Origin of the sequence: uncultured Dysgonomonas sp., from assembly GCF_900079725.1 — a bacterium.
Classification (GTDB): Bacteria; Bacteroidota; Bacteroidia; order Bacteroidales; family Dysgonomonadaceae; genus Dysgonomonas.
Window position 1 is genome coordinate 557248 of sequence record NZ_LT599032.1, and the last position, 24076, is coordinate 581323.

The 24076-nt window shown below is 40.0% G+C and carries 18 protein-coding genes and 1 riboswitch; of the genes, 10 read left to right on the forward strand and 8 right to left on the reverse strand.

Annotated features, from left to right (window positions below):
- Positions 1-65: 65 nt before the first annotated feature.
- Positions 66-1454 (reverse strand): hypothetical protein, encoded by a 1389-nt coding sequence (locus QZL88_RS02465; RefSeq protein ID WP_296938438.1) that lies wholly within the window; start codon positions 1452-1454, stop codon positions 66-68.
- A gap of 474 nt (positions 1455-1928) precedes the next feature.
- On the opposite strand from QZL88_RS02465, the gene QZL88_RS02470 reads away from it, so the two are divergent.
- Both QZL88_RS02470 and QZL88_RS02475 read left to right on the forward strand, forming a co-directional pair.
- The gene (locus QZL88_RS02470; protein WP_296938439.1) at positions 1929-2594 is read left to right on the forward strand and encodes a DUF2461 domain-containing protein; all 666 of its coding nucleotides are present in this window, start codon (positions 1929-1931) and stop codon (positions 2592-2594) included.
- Positions 2595-2699: 105 nt separating this feature from the next.
- Complete coding sequence (locus QZL88_RS02475) at positions 2700-3962, forward strand: hemolysin family protein (protein WP_296938440.1); 1263 nt, start codon at positions 2700-2702, stop codon at positions 3960-3962.
- Between the two features lie 6 nt (positions 3963-3968).
- Here the strand turns inward: QZL88_RS02475 and QZL88_RS02480 are convergent, their stop codons facing one another.
- From QZL88_RS02480 to QZL88_RS02490, 3 genes are all read right to left on the reverse strand, one after another.
- On the reverse strand, positions 3969-5378 hold the full coding sequence (locus QZL88_RS02480; RefSeq protein ID WP_296938441.1) for a DUF3943 domain-containing protein: 1410 nt from the start codon (positions 5376-5378) through the stop codon (positions 3969-3971).
- 332 nt (positions 5379-5710) lie between these two features.
- A complete protein-coding gene (locus tag QZL88_RS02485; RefSeq protein WP_194223425.1) occupies positions 5711-6037 on the reverse strand; it encodes a multidrug efflux SMR transporter in 327 nt (108 codons plus the stop codon).
- 75 nt (positions 6038-6112) lie between these two features.
- Entirely contained in the window at positions 6113-6718 is a 606-nt protein-coding gene (locus tag QZL88_RS02490; RefSeq protein WP_296938442.1) for a TetR/AcrR family transcriptional regulator, read from the reverse strand.
- 717 nt (positions 6719-7435) lie between these two features.
- On the opposite strand from QZL88_RS02490, the gene QZL88_RS02495 reads away from it, so the two are divergent.
- Entirely contained in the window at positions 7436-9532 is a 2097-nt protein-coding gene (locus QZL88_RS02495; RefSeq protein WP_296938443.1) for a S9 family peptidase, read from the forward strand.
- A gap of 358 nt (positions 9533-9890) precedes the next feature.
- Positions 9891-10853 (forward strand): helix-turn-helix domain-containing protein, encoded by a 963-nt coding sequence (locus QZL88_RS02500; protein WP_296938444.1) that lies wholly within the window; start codon positions 9891-9893, stop codon positions 10851-10853.
- A 207-nt stretch (positions 10854-11060) separates the two neighbouring features.
- Here the strand turns inward: QZL88_RS02500 and QZL88_RS02505 are convergent, their stop codons facing one another.
- On the reverse strand, positions 11061-12518 hold the full coding sequence (locus tag QZL88_RS02505; RefSeq protein WP_296938445.1) for a hypothetical protein: 1458 nt from the start codon (positions 12516-12518) through the stop codon (positions 11061-11063).
- 368 nt (positions 12519-12886) lie between these two features.
- Between QZL88_RS02505 and QZL88_RS02510 the strand changes: the two genes are divergently transcribed.
- Entirely contained in the window at positions 12887-13600 is a 714-nt protein-coding gene (locus tag QZL88_RS02510; RefSeq protein WP_296938446.1) for a LexA family transcriptional regulator, read from the forward strand.
- Positions 13601-13690: 90 nt separating this feature from the next.
- Here the strand turns inward: QZL88_RS02510 and QZL88_RS02515 are convergent, their stop codons facing one another.
- Positions 13691-14158 carry a MaoC family dehydratase gene (locus QZL88_RS02515; protein ID WP_296938447.1) on the reverse strand — a complete coding sequence of 156 codons (468 nt, stop codon included), beginning with the start codon at positions 14156-14158 and terminating at the stop codon, positions 13691-13693.
- 462 nt (positions 14159-14620) lie between these two features.
- A riboswitch (cobalamin riboswitch) is annotated at positions 14621-14937 on the forward strand.
- Between the two features lie 114 nt (positions 14938-15051).
- Here QZL88_RS02515 and cobI point away from each other — a divergent pair.
- From cobI to cbiD, 5 genes are read left to right on the forward strand one after another with little or no spacing between them, the layout of a single operon-like run.
- Entirely contained in the window at positions 15052-15756 is a 705-nt protein-coding gene (cobI, locus tag QZL88_RS02520; RefSeq protein ID WP_296938448.1) for a precorrin-2 C(20)-methyltransferase, read from the forward strand.
- A gap of 6 nt (positions 15757-15762) precedes the next feature.
- Positions 15763-16893 carry an ABC transporter substrate-binding protein gene (locus QZL88_RS02525; RefSeq protein WP_296938449.1) on the forward strand — a complete coding sequence of 377 codons (1131 nt, stop codon included), beginning with the start codon at positions 15763-15765 and terminating at the stop codon, positions 16891-16893.
- Positions 16893-17927 (forward strand): iron ABC transporter permease, encoded by a 1035-nt coding sequence (locus QZL88_RS02530; RefSeq protein ID WP_296938450.1) that lies wholly within the window; start codon positions 16893-16895, stop codon positions 17925-17927. The genes QZL88_RS02525 and QZL88_RS02530 overlap by 1 nt, the downstream gene beginning before the upstream one ends.
- Before the next feature lie 4 nt (positions 17928-17931).
- Positions 17932-18930: an ABC transporter ATP-binding protein gene (locus tag QZL88_RS02535; RefSeq protein WP_296938451.1), complete on the forward strand. Its 999-nt coding sequence runs from the start codon at positions 17932-17934 to the stop codon at positions 18928-18930.
- Complete coding sequence (gene cbiD, locus QZL88_RS02540; RefSeq protein ID WP_296938452.1) at positions 18927-20750, forward strand: cobalt-precorrin-5B (C(1))-methyltransferase CbiD; 1824 nt, start codon at positions 18927-18929, stop codon at positions 20748-20750. The genes QZL88_RS02535 and cbiD overlap by 4 nt, the downstream gene beginning before the upstream one ends.
- Here cbiD and cobM read toward each other — a convergent pair.
- Both cobM and cbiE read right to left on the reverse strand, forming a co-directional pair.
- Positions 20740-22557 (reverse strand): precorrin-4 C(11)-methyltransferase, encoded by a 1818-nt coding sequence (gene cobM, locus QZL88_RS02545; RefSeq protein ID WP_296938453.1) that lies wholly within the window; start codon positions 22555-22557, stop codon positions 20740-20742. The genes cbiD and cobM overlap by 11 nt on opposite strands.
- Before the next feature lie 125 nt (positions 22558-22682).
- Entirely contained in the window at positions 22683-23870 is a 1188-nt protein-coding gene (gene cbiE / locus QZL88_RS02550) for a precorrin-6y C5,15-methyltransferase (decarboxylating) subunit CbiE (protein WP_296938454.1), read from the reverse strand.
- Positions 23871-24076 lie beyond the last annotated feature (206 nt).

A 24076-nucleotide genomic window follows, 5' to 3' on the forward strand; every position in this document is an offset into this window, starting at 1 on the left:
ATCGTTAAGGTAAAAAGAGGTCGCAGAGGATGTAATCCGATCCCCTGCCCCCCTTATTCAGTCATTTATTGTGGTGGACATTCCGGCACAATAGTACTTAGCCATCCTATAATTTGCAAACCCTCATTTTTGAGCGTTTTTCCGTCAAAAGAGGATGCAAATTTCTTATCGCTACTACCATGCTCGTATCCTCCGCTGATAGCGAATGGGCCCCATCCAAAAGAAGCCTGCGTCTTCAGTTTACTTGTTATCAGTTCTGAATCCTCTTTCGAGAAATCAGCTTTTATCGACAAGTCCCTTACAGCAATAAAACTGGTTGGTAGCATAGGGAAAGGTGTGTTGAGTGGTTGATTTCTTGTTCCACTGGATAGTTCTCCTTTTTTATACGCATTCCCAAGCGACCATCCTTTGATAGAATACAACAAGTGATTGTACCACGGACGATTGATCTGTACACGGGTAAACTTAAATGACACTGTCAGATTTGTTGTCTGTTTACTCATCGATACATGTGAGTCTTCTTTATCGAAACTACCGCCTACATGCCACAATCCCCAACTAGCATTACCACCTGCACTGATCTTAGAAAAATCGGAATGTTCACTGGTCTTCAGAGTTTTAGAATCCAGAGTTACTGATGTCCATGTACTGGCGGCACTCGGAGCAAACCAGTTAGCAGGTATCGCATAAGCCGGATAGTATACACTATTCGGGTCAGATATATTTCCTCTCTGATATTTATCATATTGCAATTGCGCATTATTAAATACCTGACCGACCTGATTGTTTATATACTGAGCTTCAACTGCCAGCATATCTTCTACCCTGGCTTTTTGGGCATTAGTCCAGTCCTGATAAGCAGAGTCCGCCTTCGATATATACCTTGGACCTAATAAGCTCCATTGTTTTTGATCTGCCGGTTTACTCATATCAAGGGCAAAATAAGCAGCGATCAAACTGGTTAATGCATCATTATATGCATCCATCTTACGCTTATAGTTAGTATAAACCGGAGAGTCTACCTTTACGGTGATAGGTTTTCCCTCACCGTCAAAGTCCGTACCGTCTGCATGCAAAAAGTTATAAGCTTCTTCATATCTCTTTTTTGCATACTCGTCAATAGGTGGTGGTGTTACGTTTGCCTTAACAGTCAACGGATAGATACCCTTCGACAGAGTGTGCCCGTTTTCTGCAGTAATAGGATTAATACTAAACAAGCGGTCTACCAATTGCGAAAAATTTTGTACAGATTTTTCACTTCCATTAGGATTTGCCGGCGATTGAGGATTGGCAAAAGATTCGAGGTCAATAGCCTGTCCAGGCCAGTTTAGCGACAAGTATATGTTCTGATTCTGGCTAGTTCCCTGTAGCTTGAGGTCTGCAGGTGGATCAGCATAGGCACTAAATAACGTGTCATAAATAGACTGTAGCATCATTTTATCGATGTCTGCCATAGTAGTAATGTTTTTAGATTAGTACTCTAGTAACTATATGGAATGCATTCATATATTTCATATTTGAAATGGGATTTTCCTTCCCCCAATATTATTAAATATAATAATTCAATATTATCTTCCGAAAACTCTCAATATGATTTGTTAAAGCTATTTCTAAATACTGTCTAAATCTCAATAGATTTAATAAGAAGGCAAATTGGGCATTGTTTGTTAATATTATAACATCACCTTTTAATAAAAGTTCATTATTTAAATAATTATTTTAAGTTAATTTTTAAAATATTGCATAAATAGCCCGTAAATAGCTGTTAAAATCACAAAAAAAATCTGATGAATTATATGTTAACAAGGATTTCTGTTTTTCTAAAATTTTCTATCGTTCATAATATCTGCTGTAGAAAAAATAAGTATCTTCACATTGTGAAAAAATGACAACAATTCGACAAACTAAAAAACGAAAACAATATAAACATGCTAAAAAAGGATACACTGGATTTCCTCGCCGCACTAAAGGAAAACAACTATCGCGAATGGTTTACCGAAAACAAGAAATGGTATGACCGGGCACGTGCCGACTATGAAAAACTGGTAGGACAGACAATACAGGCAATAGCCACATTCGACCCTGAAATAGGATTGCTGGAGCCGAAAAAATGTATCTTCCGCATCTATAGGGATGTACGTTTTTCTACCGATAAGTCTCCTTACAAAACCCATTTCGGGGCAGTATTCCGTCCTCGCACACTGGATAAATCGTCAGGCTATTACTTGCATATCGACCCGGAGGAAAGTTTTATTTCGTGCGGGCATTATATGCTGATGCCGGACCAATTGAAGAAAGTAAGACGGGGTATATATGACGACTTCGAACTGTTTCAGGAAATACTCAACGAAAAGCGCTTCAAAAAGGAGATCGGAGATCTTTACCGCGATGAAGACGCTTTGCAACGTGTACCCAATGGATTTGATAAGAACCACCCAGCAACAGAATATCTGAAATTGAAGCATTTTTATGCATATAAGCCAATCCCTACAGATAAACTGCTGAGCGATGAACTTGTACCATACATCAAAGATATGTATAAGCTGATGCAGCCATTAAGCGAGTTTCTGAATGATCTGATAATGGAGGATTAACCAATAATCCTCCCTCCCCTCCCTTCAATTAACAAATATTCCTTTTTCTTAATTTGGAAAAAATAGCGATAGCCAATATCTTTACGGTATCAATAAAGAATATATATGGAAATCGCAATAATCGTTGCATTAATACTATTGAATGGTATTTTCTCAATGTCGGAAATAGCAGTTGTGTCTGCCCGTAAGTCCAGTTTGAACAATGAAGCCAAACGAGGTAACAAATCTGCCCAGTCTGCTGTAAATCTGGCTAATAATCCTGACCGATTCTTATCTACTGTACAGGTTGGGATTACATTAATCGGAATTCTGACCGGTCTTTATTCGGGAGATGTACTAGCTGATGATTTTGCCAAAGTGCTAAATAATACAGGCATCCCTCAACAGTATGTACTGACTGTTTCAAAGGTGAGCATTGTTATTGTGGTTACCTATTTTACGATTGTTTTCGGTGAGTTGGTACCGAAGAGGATCGGCTTAAGTGCCGCCGAAAAGATAGCCAAATTTATAGCCCTCCCCATGCACTATCTCTCCATTATCGCATCTCCTTTTGTATGGATTCTCTCCAAAAGTACCTCTCTGATTTTTAACCTTTTGGGAATTAAAAACACTGACACAAAGGTGACAGAAGAAGAGATAAAGTCAATGATACAGGAAGGAACCGAAGGGGGCGAAGTTCAGGAGGTAGAACAGGATATAGTGGAACGTGTCTTCACATTGGGCGACAGGGATCTGGAATCTATTATGACCTACCGGGGCGAAATAGTATGGATAGATACCGATATGACCAATCAGGAAATAATCGGGATTATACAGAATAATCCATTCGACAAATATCCTGTAGGCAATAAGGATCTGGATCATGTGGAAGGCATTGTGCACCTGAAAGATATGTTTGGAAAAATAGAAGATCCGGATTTTGATATTATGCAGGTAGTACGTCCCGTCCATTATTTTTACGAAAACATGGAAGTCTACAGCGCTTTGGAAGAAATGAAGATGAAGCATGTACAATACGCCCTTGTTTGTGACGAATTCGGTATTGTACGCGGTATCGTTACTCTCAAAGATATTCTGGAAGCATTGGTAGGAACAATCCTCGACCCGCATGAAGAACCCGACATAGTGCAGCGACAGGATGGCAGCTGCCTTGTAGACGGACAATGCTCATTCTATGATTTCCTTACTTATTTCAAAAAAGGCGATTTATATTCTAAATATGAATACAATACACTTAGCGGACTGATACTAGACTTATTGGAGCATATACCTAGAACAGGCGAATTATTGACATGGAAAGGATTCTCTTTCGAGATAGTAGATATGGATGGTGCACGTATCGACAAAGTGTTGGTGAAAAGACCATAGCATCTGCTAAAATTTATATGTGAGCATCAAACGACCCTCTGCTGTGGAAGAAAATACATTATCGAAATATTTATAATTCGTATCACGCGCGTAACTATAGCCAATACCTGTCAGATAAAAACGGTCTTTCAGCTTCAAATCCATCCGCAGACAGACCACATTCAACACTGCTTGCGAATGGTCACCTTGGGCATTCAGTGTTTTTTCGTTCACTGTTTCCCAATTTATATCCCGTGGATAGCCTTTCCACGTGAACATGCGGTATCCGTCGTCGGTGAGCGAAACACTGAATATATCCTTGTACGCAATACTGGCTCCCAATTTCCAACTAAAGCCACTAGCCAGATTATAATTACGGTCGTCAAGTATATAATGGTCGCTAAGAGTACCACCCAATATAATGGCATTGAAATGAGCAAAGGAGTCGAACACCCAGTTTGAAAACCGTTTGCTCTTATGTATCAGCCCTACCCCGAACGAAGCCGGTGCAGATATCTTGTAAGGTATACGCGACGATACATCGGATATCGTATCGGAATCATAATAGTCGAAATGCTGATATACTCCAATACTGAGAAAATCCTTCGAATTATCGATAAGTTCCGCAGAATACAATCTTCCGGTAATATTCAGCTGGCTTAGCATAGGCTGTGAGCCTTGTCCGTTAATATTGGCTTTGAAAGTAAAATAATCGTATGGTTTATTTGTTTCAGCTTCGAACCTGTCGCCATATTCCACGTTAATATTTGTAGCAAAACCAAGCCCTTTATCTATCACGGGGTCTTCAAATTCCAAGGCCCTCACCCCCATGGATACTTCGACGCTTACATCAGGTACTCCAAACTGTTTGCCCGAAGTAGATCTTTTCCGCCAGGCATCTCCCGACATGATACGTGTAAGGCCACGCATAGGTGATATGAGAAATGCTGCAGCTTCGAGTCCGAAACGGGAAGAACCTGTACGCCTGTCGTCGAGAATAAGATCGGAAGTACGGTAAAATACTTCGCCTATAGCCATACCACCTATAGGTGTAGCTATTATATCATTGGTAGAGGGAAATTCATTTTCCATAAACATTTCCCACATAGCACTCCCGGCTAAAGCCAAGCCTCCCGATTCCCAATAAGTAAGGCCGTTGGCCCGTCCTGCATTGAAGTGAAGATTGCCATGATAAGGGTGTGCAAACATATTTGTTTCCAGATTATCATTGTCCCAGATGAAGCCTTTCTTAAAATTTCGCCTTACAGACTTCATACTGATATAAGCATAATCACCTTTCTTCACATATCTGTCAAATGCCCATAATCCAACATTGAAACCCACAGTGATTCCCCCGGCACGATACCAGTTCTTTTTCGAATAATATGCAATATCGAGCGAATCGGCAAGTTTCGGTTTAGCAGTCTGGTGCCGCATAGTGATCTGCGAATACCCGCTCAAAGAAATAAAGAAAAATAATATGAGGAAAAAACGGCAATTCTGCATTATTATATATCAAGTTAATCTTTAGTGTGTAAGATATGATTTCTACAAAAATAAAAGAAAACAGAAATAAAGAGGTATTATATAAAAAAAGACAGGGTTCTCCACTGTCTTTTTAATATAATTTCACACAATACAGATATTTAAAGGTGCAAAATAAATAATTGAAAACGCCATATACCAGAACATTCCCTACTCTATATTCAGAGTAAAAATCTGCATATACATCTTAGCATCGTTCCGAGATTCATTGCATATCTATATTATCAATGTGATACTGCTTTTAAACCAACTACCGATGCTATCAAAGTAACAATAAAAAATATCCGCATCAGATTGGCTGGCTCTTTAAACACAATTATTCCCAAAAGTACAGTCCCGGCAGCGCCTATACCTGTAAATATGGCATATGCAGTACCCATCGGTATCGTTTGAGTAGCCTTTACCAACAACCCCATTCCTAATACCAAACACACTCCGAATGCGATATACCAATATGTAGATTGCGGAGCAGCTACGATTTTTGCTTTTGATATACAAAAAGTAAAACCTACTTCGAAAACACTTGCCAATAATAAATAAACCCAGCTCATACAAAATCTATTTTAAAAAATATTTGAAAAACATTGAACACTCGTTCAATATAATTATAAAAAAATATATACTCTTTATTTTAACAATGCAATATAATGGCTTAAAGCATTCTCCAGATTACGGATCACACTTTGTCCGTCTGATGAAAAAATACTTTGAAACCATATACCATCCGTAAGTGTAAACAACTGGTTTGCTGAAACATTTACGTCTATATCTACACGTATTTCATCTCTGTTGATGCTATTCTTCAATGCATATTCCCAACCCGTACGCTCTTTTTCGGTTGTTGCCCTGTAATTATTTCTGAAAATGGCATCCCGCTGCATTACCTGATAAAACAAAAAGTGATAATTTAGCATTGAAACTTCTTTTACACTTCCGGTTTCCTCTACTATTCCGGATATAATATTACTGATATGGCGGAAGCGATCGCACATAAAATCAACAAATTCAGCCACTCCGTAATCCTTAGCCTTACGGATATCAAAATCAAATATCTGAATAAAAAATTTCTCCGTCACCTGTATAAACAGCTCTTCCTTATTCTTGAAATAATGATAGAGAAGCCCTCTCGACAAACCGGTAGCCACCTGAATATCGGTTATGGAAGTAGCATCAAAACCCTTTAACAACAAGAGTCCAAACGTTTTTTTCAATATAAGTTCCTCTGTATTCATATATTTTTATTGAACAATCGTTCAATAAAAATATAACATTTAAAATGAATGGCCAAACTTTAATTATAATATTTATCATCGAAGGAAAATTTTATCTATGTATATAGCTTTTAGCCGTTGGCTGATAGCTGATAGTTCTTTGAATTGAAAATCAGCAGAGCCAAATTTTAATTAGCAGATTTGCAAATTAGCATATTAGCAAATGTGTGATAAATGTTACATGTGCTTAAGTATTAAGTTGAAAGTTATATGAGAGCAGACAAGATACAAGTTGTTAACTGTTTACTGTAAATAGTGTTCTTTGTGTAAATCTTTGTGCCCCTTGTGGTAAAGAGATTTAACCATTAAGCACACGAAGGGAATCATAAAGGGCACAAGGGATAAAAAACTGTAACCTTTGTTACCTTTTAACAGTTACAAGTTACTTCGCCCTGCGGGCAGTTACGAGTTACAAGTTGGTTTACTGATGACTGTTTACTGATCTGTTACCTTTGTTATTTTTAACTATACACAGTTAATGAATAAAAATAAACAAGATAAGAATAATGAAAAATGTGTCAGAAGTGTCAGGTTTTAACACTATATAGTTAATTAATGCAAAAACACAACAGATAACTACAGTTATCAATTTTCGGGGGTTACCCTAGGTCTGTAATCTTATAAGTTGTGTGTATTACAAAAAACAAATATCTTTACATATAAAATTAATTAAACTATATGAATAAATCAATTATGGCATTATTACTCGGCGCATCTGCTGTTTCGTGTGGCGGTAACTTTTCCGCAAAAATAGAGAACACGGAAAAAGATGCCCCGCTCATCGGCAAAGCCACCGTAAAAGTTGAAAATGGTATTATGACCCCCGAAGTCCTCTACAGCTTCGGACGTGTATCCGATGTACAAGTTTCACCTGATAAATCAAAAGTACTTTACGGAGTCACTTATGTAAGTATCGAGCAAAACAAGACTAACCGGGAGTTATTTACGATGAATATCGATGGCTCGGACAAAAAGCAAATAACCCAAACTGCCAAAAGCGAGAACAATGCCGTATGGATAAAAGGAGGCTCTAAAATAGCATTCCTTAGCAGCGAGAGTGGTTCTTCACAGATATGGGAAATGAATCCGGATGGAACCGAACGCATGCAGATCAGCGAAATAGAAGGGGGCATAAATGGTTTTTCTTATTCTCCGGATGAAAAGAAGATACTATATATTAAGAACATAAAGTTCGGGGAGCGCACAGCCGATAAATACCCAGATCTGCCTAAGGCGTCAGGACGTATTATAGATGACCTGATGTATAAACACTGGTCGGAATGGGTGGAAGAAATCCCTCATAGCTTTGTTGCCGATTATGATGGCACAAAAATAACAGAAGGCATAGATATCCTAGGTGATGAACCTTACGAATGCCCAATGCTTCCATTCGGAGGTACGGAGCAATTGGCATGGAGTCCCGATAGTAAATCGATAGCATATACATGCCGCAAGAAAAAAGGGATGGAATATGCTTTGTCTACGAATTCCGATATATACCTATATAATATAGATACAAAAGAGACTAAAAATCTTACAGAAGGTATGATGGGATACGACATCAATCCTGTTTTCTCTCCTGACGGCAAATATATTGCCTGGCAAAGCATGGAGCGCGACGGGTACGAGTCTGACAAGAACCGGATGTTTGTACTGAATCTGGCTACTAATGAGAAAATCTATGTAACCGAAAAGTTTGATTACAATACTGATTATCTGGCATGGAACGATAACGAAAGTATCTATTTTGTATCATGCGTGGAAGCCAAGACTCACATATTCAAAGCATTTGTGCACACTAAAGAAATAAACCGGGTAACAAAAGGTGACTACGATTATGAATCTTTTGGTATAGCCGGAGATAAACTGATTGCGACACGTCATTCATTATCAGCACCCAATGAAATATATTCTGTTAATACAACTAACGGTGAAGCTACCGAATTGAGTTTCGAAAATAAAGAAATACTGGGACAGCTAAAAATGGGTAAAGTAGAAGAGCGTTGGATAGCCACTACTGATGGAAAGAAAATGCTGACATGGATCGTATATCCGCCAAACTTCGACCCTAATAAGAAATATCCTGCCCTTCTATATTGTCAGGGTGGCCCTCAGAGTACAGTAAGTCAGTTTTGGTCGTACCGTTGGAATTTACAGATGATGGCTGCAAACGGATACATTATTGTAGCACCCAACCGCAGAGGACTTCCGGGCTTTGGACAGGAATGGCTGGAGCAAATCAGCAAAGATTATGGCGGACAGAACATGAAGGATTACCTTTCGGCTATAGATGCAATGGCTAAAGAGCCTTTTGTGAATGCCGACAAACTTGGATGTACAGGAGCAAGCTATGGCGGATTCTCCGTATACTGGCTGGCAGGTAACCACAATAAACGATTCAAAGCATTCCTTGCACATGCCGGTATCTTCAATGTGGAAGCACAATATCTTGAGACAGAAGAGATGTGGTTTGCTAACTGGGATCTGGGTGGTTCTTTCTGGGACAGAAGCAATTCTATCGCACAACGTTCATATGCCAACTCTCCGCACAAATTTGTAGAGAAATGGGATACTCCGATAATGATCACGCATGGGGAACTGGATTACCGCATACTGGCATCTCAGGGCATGATGGCATTCAATGCAGCCAAACTGAGAGGCATTCCTGCTCGCATGCTTATTTATCCGAACGAAAACCATTGGATAGCACAGCCTCAAAACGGGATATTGTTCCAAAGAGAGTTCTTCCGTTGGTTCGACACTTATCTGAAATAGAAGATCAAGATTCCTTATATGCAAAAGCTTATCTGATAGATTATCTGATAAGCTTTTGTATTTTAGATGGACGCAGATTTAGACTACAATATAAAGGATATAGATATAAAAGCGCCCTTCATTCATTTTCTGTATTAAATAAAATCTATATTATTTTCAAAATATATCTTATTATTTATATATTATTCTCTTGTTTTTACTAAATTTGTAGCCGAGACTTACACTAAGAATAGAGATGGAAAAATAGATATATTTATAGTGCGGTTGGCCGATTTCGAGTCAATAAGGGTATTTTTTGTGAAGAATTCAGACAAAAAGGATACCATACTTCCTAAATGTTATACCATATTTCCACAAGATGAAAATTGTAAAGAATGATGTTATATATTTGCACCCGATATTGAGGAGAGACAAGACTGAGATGGAAGACAAGACAAAAATGTACGGAGAAAAAAAAGCTCTGTCAAAGGACAAGAAAAACTCTGTATATTCTTTTGGGTATGACTTTAATATTTGTATGGGAGAGAGCGCTCTTCCCGTTACATATACCCAGACATATCTTCCCATAGGAATCTTAGGACTCTGTACTGAAGGATCCGCTATAATAGATGTATATATGCACGAACATCATTTGTCGAAAGGAGAATTAATGGTAATTCTTCCGGGGCAGATAGTTTCGTTGAAAAGTAAAAGTCCTGATTTTTCAATCAATTATTTTACAGTATCACATTTGTTAATAAACGATGTTCTTAGTGGAGTCGCACGCCTTTCTCCTTTATTCTTTATACATATGAGAAGGAAGTATCACTATAAGCTATCTAAAGATGAAGTATATCGGTTTTCGCAATACTACAATCTTATATATAGTTGGGTGAAACCAGCCGACAATTTATTCCAGAGGGAATACATTGTCAATCTGCTGAGGCTTTTCTATCTTGATCTTTATAATAATTATAGGAACAATCTACTATCTAAAAATGCCATTCGGGATATTGATAGCCGGAAAGAAAAAATTACATATGATTTCTTCCTTCTGATAATGCAATATTTCAGAGAAAATAGAGAGATTGCTTTCTATGCAGAGAAACTCCATATAACGCCTAAATATCTGACCACGGTGGTAAAAGATGTGAGTGGCAGGCCGGCAAAGGACTGGATTGTAGAATATAGCATTATGGAGATAAAGTCACTATTAAAAAATCCGGCATTGAATATACAGGAGATAACCGTGAAGACCAACTTTTCTAATCAGACTTCTTTGAGTCGATTTTTCAAGAAGCATACAGGTCTGTCTCCTACACAATACAGGATGGATAAATAAGAATAAACGATATAATAAATATATATGTAGTTTTGTAAAGTTTGTGTTAAGGTTGGGTCCTGTGAGTCGAGAGATTCGCGGGACTCATTATTTTTAGCCCAGAACTCTATCTAAAAACAGAAAGGCACATGCTCACGCATATGCCATCCCAACCTTAAGACAAATTAAAAAAACTACACAGAGTAGATAAATCTTATTTATATTGAACTATTCTTTTATACAACGCACCGAACTACCCTTGGCCCTATTATCCGTTGCATCTACCTGAATGTAATAGGATTTGAAAAACAACCTATACACAGTACTATAGAAAGCTGTAGCAGACCAGTTATACCCTTCCAGCCCAACCATTGTCAGATTACCTGTCGCCGGATCACGATACCCTGCTGCAGGATAATAACCTGCCACAGTCCATTCTTCTCCTTTACCTTTATCAAAAGCAGGCCCACCGCCACCTAAACCATTCCATGGACAAGCACTTCCCGACCCACTGCGTGGCACACGCCATCCTTTTGGGCAAGGATCGTAGGTACCCTTTGTATTATCTGTATTACTCCACAAATAGTTATTGGTTGTACCCGAATTACTATACCAATCCTGATTGCCCTCTGTACTATAATAAAATGTGTACGGATTAATAATAGAAGTCGGCATATTAAGGCTATTATTCACCTTGTTCTTCCCTATAGCCACATTGCCACCAGACACAGTATAGAGTACAATTTCTAAATTATCATCTACAGCCGAAGAGCCAGGAAAAGGATCTTTTCTTCCCCATTGATAAAGCATGCCTAATGAACCTATATTACCTGGTGTCGTATTTATCGCGCCTAGATTACGATCCATAAAGATTGTATTGTTATAGACTTTCTCCCCTGCCAATACTTCCGGATCATAATTTGTCACCCATATATGCCAACTCCAACGTATCACATTATTTATTTTCACTGCAACAACAGCATTCCCTTGCAGATTATTACTATTGGTTGTAACCCTCAGCATTGAAGCCGTACCTTTATCTCCTGATGCAAGAGTAACTTCCTTTATCAGATCTTTTTTATCTTCCCATAATAATTCCACACTAACGGCTCCCTGCAACCCTACCTCATTCAGATTCAACAATTGATTCCAAACAGCATAAGCCTTTATAACGGGGATATCAATTGTTTTATTGAAGCCAACAATAAATGAATTCGACAACTTCAAACCAGCAGGGTCTGTCATACTGGATGGAGCATTCGGTTCAACGGGAATACTCCCCGAGTTATCTCTGGTAGGCACACTATCCGAAGTTGCTCTCAACACCCCCCACTGCTCTCCGTCCCATAGATACAAGCCTGGAACAAAGGGCGTTGTTTTAGTCATATTATAGACCAGCAACCCCACATTCTTCGCTTTTTCACTTGCATATCCAGCTTCTGCGGGGTTAACAAAAGGCTCCAAAGTTTTCAGATTTACCAATGCCACCCGAGGCAAGATAAAACCGCCGGTTTTACAGGTTATATTATTAGCATCAGGCTCCTGTTCTTTCAGCTGTAATAGTCCGGCTTTAGCAGGCGCCTCCCCCAATCCTATTGTAACCTGTGCCTGAATGTCTATTGTATGAAGTGCTAATGTAACAAACCCTAACAAAGTAAATCTGATTGTTCTCGTGCAAGTTTTCATATGTGAGTAAAATTATTTTCGTTTGCATCATTATGTATGTAGTTCTTCCATATAGAAATATTCCTAGTCATGGGGTAACCCCGTAAAATACAAGCTATTATTTTGCATAGTAACCAAGAAGCGCATTTGTATATTTTGTGATTTCCTATTAAAATTTCCGCAAAATTAAAGAAATATTTCTCAATTAAAAACAAATAATATGAAATAATTCTACATTAACCATTTTTTGCTATATCTTTATTTTAGTGGCAAAAAATTAACTTTTTTGGTATTTCAAGAATTAAAGTTATTTTTGTTAGAAATCTTACAAACTATATTGCAATTATACCTCAATAGGTATAGTTATAATTCATTATCGATTACACACAATGAACAAAAACTTAACTCAAAAGGACAGGATTATACAGTTTATAGACAAACAGGGGATTAGCAAAAATAAATTTTATAATCAGACTGGTGTCTCTAACGGTACTCTGGACAAGAAAAGCGGTATAACAGGCGATACAATAGCAAAAATATATGCTGCATATCCTGAAATAAATCTAGAATGGCTTATTTCGGGTGAAGGTGAAATGATAAAATCATCCATATTCTGGCTATACGACAACTTACAGTCGGTACGGGAACAGTATGCTGCTGTAATGAATATAGACCCGTCGACTGTCTCTGACAAAAATCTGCTCAAAGCAGAATCCCCTTTGGAGTTTATACCAATATTCTCCTATAAGGGTTCGCACAAATGCCATGGGTATCTATCCATACCCAACTTAAGCTCATGTGACGGTGCCGGATTTGTGAAGACAGACAGCATGTATCCATTGATCAAACCCGGGGATATCGTATGCTACAAAACTGCGAATCACACCAACGATATATATTGGGGTGAAATGTATATCGTATATCTTACCATCGATGGAGAAGAGTTTCTCACAATTAAAAACCTGGATAAATCAGATATGGGTGATGACTATATAAGGCTTAGCGGATACAACCAGAAGTATCACCCAAAAGATGTACCCACAAAAAGTATACAGTGGAAAGCGATAGTAAAAGCCTGTATCAATTACAATTCGATGATATAATACAGAAAAGCGGCCTATCGCGCTATCGAATAAAAAGGGATACCTTAATAATTAAAGTATCCCTCCATTATATTATCCGTAATATTTCTCTTAACTATTGAAGTGATATAGAAATATGACTGTTTCTTCCAATGCATTCTTCGGGCAGTCTTTTATTTCCAGAATAACCTTCAATTCGGCTTTGGCTATTCCTCTCAGGTTAACAAGCGAGGCCAAAGTAACCCGTAAACGTACTTCACTGTCGACAATTACCGCCTGATTAAACTTCAACTTTTCGATACCGTAATTTATCAGCATCTTTATATTGTTTACCTCTATTATCTGATCCCAAAGATAGGGCAAGATAGATACCATGAGGTAACCATGTGCAATTGTACTTTTGAAAGGACTCTCTACCTTAGCTCTTTCTTCATTTACATGGATCCATTGATAGTCAAGTGTAGCTTCTGCAAATTTGTTGATGCGGTCTTGAGATATTTTCAGCCAATCAGAAGTCCCCAGTTCCTTTCCTACATACTGCTCAAAATCGGCATAGGAATTAATAATAAGTTTTGCCATAATAGTTAATTAACAAATACAGTATAAAAATATTGATATTAAACGATATTACCAAATAAACATAATAAGGAATATAAATTTAACTATATTTTTTCGCGATTTAATAATTTCCTCTACTATAACACACTTTCGATGCAGCATGTAATCTAAAATTTAACAAGAAACGCATTAATTCCTTTATCAAAAAACTTGACAAACTTGACAACTTTTACACATTTTTTATCTGTCAGCTTTTTCGTTCATTTCAACTTTGTATCCAACTTAAAACTTGACAAAGTTGACATATTTTCATATTTTCCACCTGTCAGTTTTTACTCTTATTGTAAGACTCTCCTGAGGAATAACGTCGGCTTCTAATATTTCAAAGAACGCTTGTTTCATTTTATTGAATACATCAATCATTTACTTATAGATAAAGTTATTTGACTTACATTATATAAATCTTTATAAATTTAATTCCATATCTTTGCACTAAATTTTGGTGTTACAAATCCGCATTACCGGATGAGTAATTAAAAGGGAATCAGGTGTAAATCCTGAACAGACCCGCTGCTGTAAGCTCTTTTCAGTGAGCAGTTAACAGTCATCAGTTAACAATTTTGCTGAAAAAAGTCTTTGAACAATACCAAACACCACTGTTTCACAGTAATCAGTGATACAGTAATCAGTTAACAGTTTTTTTGACTGTTTACTGATAACTGCTAACTGTTTACTGAAAATGGGAAGGCCGTTCAAGGATGGAGCAAGTCAGAAAACCTGCCAAAGCGTTATTAGTTGAAAGCTCGAGGTTTAGGCTTAAAATACTGCTTACAGACAACATTTGTACCTGTTCGTCTATTTTTCCTATACTAAAAGCATCTTATTTTTTAACTCCAATAAAATGGATTGTATAGATGTTTGATTCTGTTATGTTCGTATCTCTCGGTCCCGGAGACCCGGAACTGATAACCTTGAAAGGTTTGAAAACACTGCAAGAAGCAGATTTAATATTTTGTCCGTCAACCGCCCTTCCCGGAGGAAAAAGGTCCTCAAGGGCAAAGGATGTCTTATTGCAATTGGGCGTCGATGAATCAAAGCTGAACACATTCAATGTACCGATGAACAAAGACCGTTCACTGGCCATTGAAAGCTACAAGGCTGTGGCGAAAGAAATATCGGATAAGTATAAATCCGGACATAAAATAGCTGTTACAGCCGAAGGAGATGCCGGATTCTACTCTACCATTTACTACATAAGCGAATATCTTACACAGGAGAATATACCGGTCAGCCGTATCGCGGGCGTGCCTGCATTTATAGCCTGTGGCACTCTGGCCAATATTCACATTGTGAAACAAGAGGAAGAACTCGAAGTTATTCCGGGTACCATAACATTAGACAGCCTGAAAGAAAAGATCAAAAGAGAGAAAACCGTTGTACTAATGAAAACTTCGCAGTGCGAACAGGTAATAAAGGAAGCATTAGAAAATATTCAGGACGTCACTTTCCACTATTTTGAGAATGTTGGGATTTTAGGCAAGGAGTTCTATACTCCTAATAGAGAAGAAATACTCAATCGTAAATTTCCTTACTTTTCACTAATTATAATCCGCAAATAGACCAATATGAAAATCCTTGTCCATTCAATAATCCTGCTTGCTTTTGGCTGCTTCATTGCATGCAACCCGAATAAGAAAGACAGCAACAATATCTTCGGCTCGCACGATACTTTAAATATCAAATATGCAAAAGGCTTTACCGTGTCCGAACATGGAAATTACAAGCTGGTGGATATACACGATCCTTCCGGGGAAAGCGATACCAAATATCAATATGCTTTATTGAAAAGAGGGGAAAATAAAACCGGCATACCTGCCGGATACCAGATTATAGAAGTCCCCGTAAGAAGCGTGGTATGTATGACCACCCTGCAAATTTCCAATTTTATCAAATTAGACGCTGTGGACAAAATAGCAGGGATAACCAGCACCCGTTTCCTGTTCAATCCTCAGCTAAACGAACAATTAAAAACCGGAAAAACAAGCAAAATCGGTATCGAAGGCGAGTTTGACAACGAAGTGGTTATGGCTCTCGATCCCGATATTATCCTTGTTTCGCCCTTCAAGCGTGGAGGTTATGATGCTATCCGCAATCTGGATATTCCTCTGATCAGCTTTTTAGGCTATAAAGAATCGTCTCCTCTGGGGCAAGCCGAATGGATAAAATTTACGGGTCTATTATTGGGCATGGAAGAGCAGGCCGGTAAACAATTCGATGAAATAGAAGAAAAATATAACCAGTTGAAATCACTTGCCGCCTCGGTGGCGCATAAGCCATCAGTACTCAGTGGGGAACTGCATTCGGGCAATTGGTATGTCGTAGGAGGAAACAGTTATCTGGCGCAACTCTTCCGCGATGCGGGAGCATCCTATTTTATGAAAAACGATGATGAATCGGGAGGATTTTATGTAGATTTCGAAACTGTATATTCTCAGGGCGCAAATGCCGAATACTGGCGTATGGTAAACAGCCACAACGGAATGTTCAGCTATGAAGCACTGAAACAAAGCGACGCACGTTACGCCGACTTCAAAGCATACAAAGATAAAAAGCTTATCTATTGCAATCTCAGGGAAAAGCCCTTCTATGAAAATACGCCTGTAGAACCGGAAGTTGTACTGGCCGACCTGATAAAGATATTCCACCCCGAGTTGTTACCCGAACACACACCTGTATATTATGAACTATTGAAATAATGAAACGTCATATACTTTTACTCGCACTTATTTTTGCATCTATCCTGTTGTTTTTCACACTCAATCTTGTATTGGGAACTATCTCCATACCCGTAGGTTCTATCTGGAATATATTATCCGGAACAGGAGATGAACCGCTGATATGGCAGAATATAATCTGGAAATCCCGTTTTCCCCAGACACTCACAGCCTTGGTTGCGGGAGCAGGTTTATCTATAAGCGGGTTACAGATGCAGACCGTATTCCGTAATCCCTTGGCGGGTCCCTCCGAATTGGGTATCAGTTCGGGAGCAAGCCTCGGTGTAGCTTTCATTATCCTTCTGTCGGGAAGCATTGCCGGAACGGCGTTGAGTACTTTAGGCTTTTTCGGGGAAGTGGCTGTATCTGTGGCGGCTATTGCCGGGGCAATGACTGTAATGGCAATCATAATAGCCATTTCGCAACGGGTAAGGGGAAATGTCATACTCCTTATCATCGGAGTCATGATAGGCTATATAGCGACCGCCATTATCGGCGTCCTTAAATTTTTCAGCAACGATGAAGATGTCAGGGCATATGTAATATGGGGACTGGGCAGTTTCGCGAAAGTATCGGGTAATCAGGTCTATACTTTCGTCTTTATAATGGCCGTACTTATTCCGCTTTCATTCCTGCTTATCAAGACTCTGAACCTTATGCTGCTCGGCGATGGCTATGCCCGTAATTTAGGGCTGAATATAAAACGTGCCCGCCTGTATGTAATCTGCTGTTCATGTGTCATCACGGCTATCATCACGGCTTATTGTGGGCCTATTGTCTTTTTGGGGCTGGCCGTACCCCATCTGTGCCGTACTATATTTGTCTCGTCCGACCACCGGATACTGATGCCTGCCGTCACACTCACCGGGGCATCCCTTGCCCTACTATGCAACCTGATAGCACGCATGCCGGGTTTTGAAGGGGCATTACCCATCAACTCGGTGACGGCACTCATAGGTGCGCCGATAGTTATATCGGTATTATTCGGAAAACGTAAGAATGAGATAACGGAATAGGAAAATGAAACAAAAGACAATCGACATACAGCATCTTTCGATAGGATATTCTTCAAAAGAGAATAGCATCACTGTCGCCGAAAATATAACATCATCCATCTTCAGTGGGGAACTTACCTGCTTGCTCGGAGCCAACGGGATAGGCAAGTCTACCTTGCTGCGGACACTTTCGGCTTTCCAGCCCAAATTGTCGGGCAGTATCTATATACGCGGAAAGGAAATAAAAGAATATAGCGAAAAGGAATTTGCTACCCTCGCCAGTGTAGTCCTGACCGAAAAGTTCGATATAAAAAACATGAGCGCCCGCGAACTTATCGGCTTGGGACGCAGCCCATATACAGGATTCTGGGGACAACTGAATAAAGAAGATAAAGAGATCGTAGATAAGGCCATCGCGATGGTGAAAATAGAAAATCTGGCGCACAGGATGGTACATACACTAAGTGACGGGGAACGGCAGAAAGTGATGATCGCAAAAGCGCTGGCGCAGGAAACACCGATAATCCTTCTGGATGAGCCTACTGCTTTTCTCGATTTTCCGAGTAAAGTAGAGATCATGCAATTGCTGCACCAACTATCCCGCAAGACGAATAAGACTATTTTCCTTTCCACTCACGATCTGGAACTGGCGCTCCAGATAGCTGATAAAATATGGCTGATGGACAAACAGAGCGGAATAAAGATAGGAACACCCGAAGACCTGTCCCTGGATGGCAGCCTCAGCAGTTTTTTTGCAAAAAAAGGAATAATCTTCGATCAGGATACGGGACTGTTTAGAATAGAGAATGAATCGGACAGGCAGATAAAGCTACTTGGACACGGACAAAAATATACAATGATAAGAAAAGCACTGCAACGGAATGGAATACTGGCTTCGCGGCAGTTTAACACCGATTCTTACATTGATATTACAGATAACGGGATAAAAATTTGTATACCGGAGCAACCGGACTTATTAATTTCCAGCATTGAAGAATTACTGGACAATATACATCAGCTATGATACTTATATTCGGCGGAACAACAGAAGGACGCAAAGCCCTATCGGTGTGTGATGGAGCCGCCAAACCATATTATTATTCCACGAAAGGTGATTTGCAGAAAGTGGTAAGTGTGCATGCTATTCTTCTCTCCGGAGGCCTTGATGAGGAGTCTATGATTACATGCTGTAAGGAGAATAACATTAAGCTTATTATAGACGCAGCGCATCCCTTTGCCGAGAACCTACACGGGAATATAGCTTCCGCGTCCGCAAAATTGGAAATACCCGTAGTCAGGTATGAACGCAGTTATCCGGAACATGCAGGTGATTTGCTTTGGTTCGATTCTTACAACGATGCAATCCATTATCTCGAAAGTAATAAGATAGATAATCTGCTTGCGCTGACAGGAGTAAATACGATAGCAAAACTTAAAGCGTACTGGGAACGGCACAATTGCTGGTTCAGGATTCTGGACAGGGAAGAATCCCGTTCTATTGCAGAGGCAAACGATTTTCCATGCGACAGAATATTATATTACAGACAGGGAGAGGATGAAACTCTCTTATTCGAAAGAATAAAGCCACAGGCGATTATAACAAAAGAAAGTGGCGACTCCGGCGGATTTAACGAAAAAGCAGATGCCGCCCGCAAACTGAATATACCCTTTTTAGTCGTCAAACGGCCTCCCTTATCTCCTTCTTTCATTTCCGTTTATGGCGAAAACGGACTACGCAAAGAAATTGAAAAATATACATCCGGATTCTTCGATTTAAGGACAGGATATACTACAGGAACATGTGCCACTGCTGCTACTAAAGCAGCACTCACAACCCTGCTCACCAATGAGATACTGGAAGAAATCGGCCTGACACTGCCAAACGGTGAATGGATACGCATTCCTGTTGCTACCACACGGTTTTCAGAAAATACAGTCAGTTGTTCAGTCATAAAAGACTCCGGAGATGACCCGGACATTACCAACGGATGCGAAATAGTATCTACGGTACAACTCTGCGATACTCATAAAGGCGTCCGTTTTTTACAGGGAAAAGGCGTGGGTACAGTAACACTTCCCGGACTGGATATAGAAATTGGTGAACCCGCTATCAACAAGACACCCCGAATGATGATAAAGCGGGAAATTTTCAAAGTCTTGCGTCACAATCAGGACAAATTGCCGGACGGGAATTTAAAGACAGGTGTAGATGTGACGATCTCCGTTATCAACGGAGAAGAAATCGCACTGAAGACATTCAATCCTAAACTGGGTATTACAGGTGGAATATCTATTATAGGCACTTCGGGAATAGTGAAACCCTTTTCCTCCGAAGCATTCATCAATTCTATCCGTCGCGAAATGCAGGTCGCTAAAGCCCTGGGATGCGAGCGGGTAGTGATTAACTCGGGAGCAAAGAGCGAACGTTTCGTGAAACAAAGATATCCTGATCTGCCTGCACAGGCATTTATCCATTACGGGAATTTCATCGGCGAAACAATAAAGATAGCGTCTGACCTCGGTTTCAAAAGCCTGACATTGGGTATTATGCTCGGGAAGGCCGTGAAACTTGCCGAAGGCTCACTGGATACACACAGTAAAAAAACGGTGATGAACAAAGAGTTCCTTACCGGCTTAGCTTACGAAAGCAATTGCTCCGAAAGGACAATTGCAGCAATACAGGAAATGACTTTAGCCCGGCAGTTATGGGATATTATTACTACCCAAGAGGAAGTTTTTTTTACACTTCTTATCAAACGATGTTATGATACGTGCGTTCCGCTTTTACCAAACGGAAAGCTGACAATTATGCTCATAGACGAAGATGGGAATATTATCCTCTGAACAGATGCTTGAACTGGTGAGAATATAATTTCGACAATCCTTCCCTGTTTCCGATCGCGTCACCTACTACAATCATGGTAGTCAGCGTCAGGTTATTTTCTTTGACAATCTTAGCCAGATCCTTTAGTTGCCCACGAAAAATCTTTTCATCTTTCCATGTAAGTTTATAGCATGCAGCTACCGGAGTTTCGGGCGGGTAATGTACCATCAGTTCCTTTTGTACCTGCTCCACGACAGTAGCACTCAGGAAGATACACATTGTGCTTTGTGAGCGCGCCAGTAAATGAAGCTTTTCTTTTTCCGGCACCGGAGTCCTCCCCTCTCCTCTTGTAAGTATGATAGTCTGCACCTTTTCGGGTATCGTAAACTGTGATTCCAAAGCAGCTGCAGCAGCCAGAAATGACGATATGCCCGGAGTGATATGATAAGACATATTATGTTTATCGAAAAAAGCCATCTGCTCCTGAATAGCCCCGTAAATACACGGGTCACCCGTGTGCAAACGTACTACCAGTTTGCCCTTGTCGTAAAACTCTTTCATCAAATCAAATTGCTCTTCCAGATCCATCGAAGCGGAACTACGCACAACCGCTCCTTGTTTTGCACAATAAGTAAGCTCCACCGGAACAAGGCTTCCTGCATATAAAATCAGATCGGCGGCTTCAAGAAAATAACGGCCTTTTACCGAAATCAAATCCGGGTCGCCCGGCCCCGCGCCTACTATCTCGATATGTCCTTGCCGGACTGCCATACGTTCGACAGCAATAGCAAAAGTAAAATCATTGCCCTGACTCAATACTCCTTTCTGTTTTTCCAATATAAGAGGTCCTCCGTCAGAACTTTTAATGGCTGTGGACTCGGAAACTCCGGCAACTGTTGTTACTTCTTTCACCTTATCCGATGGATTAGGTACTTCTATGTCTTTCAGTTCCTCTGCGTTATATATACGTACCGGGATATTCCCGAGATACGATTGTAACTCACGAAGCAGAGGCTCATCCTTTTTAATATCTATAGTAGAAATACTGCTTATGGAAGCGATAGCAATATGCTTTTGCAACAGAGTATCCGCAATATATCCGCTTATACCCTCAGGATTACAGTCCTTGCGGCATCCGATACCCAGATGCAATACTTTCGGATGATAGCTGATAACAGGTATGCCCGCATCAGGATAAAGGTATGGAGAAACTGCTATCAGCAATTCATACTCCTGTAAATCAACGTCTTCATACTTGTAATATATCTTCACATGCCCGGCAACTGTACGCTCCATAAATTGAGTTCCTTCGTCCATAATATCGAGCAGTAGTGCAGTGGGCTTTCTGTTTACATAAGCCGTAAGCGGTTCATTGAAATTATCTGCGTTGGTAGTCGTTACCCAATTATATTTTTCACCGATTGTATCCAGCGCCCAAAGGTTAGTATTATCGCTTTGGGTAGTGATAACCGCGTCAGCACCTGTAATGTTGGCGATCCTCTTTGTCAGCTCGTTAGCGCCTCCCACATGCCCCGAAAGCACGGACACCGCATAACGCCCGGTACTGTCCACATTTACAATGGCAGGGTCGGTATGCTTGTCTTTGATATAAGGGGCGATACTGCGGACGCAAATGCCCATAGCCCCTATAAATATGATCGCCTCCGATTGGCCGAATAAGTCTTTTACACAGTCGTTTATAGAAGAGATCCGATCCGTTCCTTTTAAGCCGGCTTTTGTGTATATATTAGTTTCACCTAATTCTTTCCTGATGGTTTCAGCTAAAGGATAGCTAGTTTCAGATGTTAGTATTATAGCGTATTTCATATGTTTTCAGTTACGAGTTACTTCGCCCTATGGGCAGTTACAAGTTATAAGATGCTTGCGCAATTATTAATTCATTCTTAATTTTTAATTTCATATACCCTCTCTGTAAGTCCCCCTCGGGGGATTTAGGGGGCTTGTGCTTTCATCACTTCAATAGCATTAAAATCATCCACGGCAACAGCGATGTTTTCCTTTATTACCAAATCATTATCCTTTGCCGCTGCCAGAAACATTTCTTTGCTTTCGGCTGATACAGAATTGAATACTATTGTTCCTCCCGGGACTAATACCGAAAATACTTTCGACATTATATCCTTCATGCGTCCGCCATGCCCGCCGATAAAAACAGCATCGGGACGGGGAAAGCCGGAAATATCCGTTTCCACAAAATCACCGATGATGGTATTTATCCCCGGTGTACCGAATTTCCGGGAGTTATTTTCCATAAGCCCTTGTCCTTCTTCCCGTTTTTCGAAAGAGAAAACATCTAAATGAGGAAATTGCATCTTGGCTTCAATAGATACCGAACCTGTACAGAAACCGATATCCCAGAATACGGACTTACTTCTCAAATCCAGCAAACTCAGTGAAAGCAGGCGCACCGGCATTTTTGTTATCATCTTAGCCCTGCCATTCAGCAAATCGAACTCGCTTTCAGGGATGCCGAAAGGGCGTGGACGTTCATATGTCTTTTGCAAAATAAGATTATTGGGAAACGAGAATGTTTTTCCCGTAACATCGGATAATTCCAATGTAGTTACATTCTCCTTTTCTTTATTCCCCAACAATTCACCTATATACATCTTGTAATTATCATACCCATAATACAGCATTCGTTCTGCGATAGCCGCAGGTGTATGTTCCTTATTGTCGGTAAGCACCCCTATCTTATTATATCCGCAGATTAACGCCTCATCGAAACGAAGCCACGGGCGTCCGGTAAGCGAAACGATATGCATATCGTGATATGGCATCAACAGGCGGTGAGCCAGTAATTGCAAGGAATTGAAATATGGATACAACAGTATTTCAGCCTCCGGTAACTCCCGCCGAATGGTGTTGGCAAAACCATAAAAAAGAGGATCTCCCGAAGCAAACACCACGATTTCGTCATAAGTCCGGTATTGCCCGAAAATCTTGTTCAGGGGAACAGTTATCTCTATCCACGAATAATCTTCCGGAAGGAAAGGCCTCACTATTTCGTGATGGCGTATTCCACCCGAAAAAACAGTATGCGAGTTAATCACATCTGTTATTTCAGGAGAGAAATGTTGCGACTGGTTATCGTCAATACCTATAGCATAGAATTTCATTCGTCATATTTTCTAATTAACGTATTATCTATTACCCTATTTGCAAGTCCCCCTCCGGGCAGGGCTGTTAAGTTCTATTTTTTTTCACCCTCTGTGTCATGTTGAACGGAGTGAAACATCTCGTTTTTCAGGGTCGGGATCCTTCGTTCCACTCAGGATGACAGCAGAAAATAACAGAACAAAGTAGAGAACTTAACAGCCCTGAC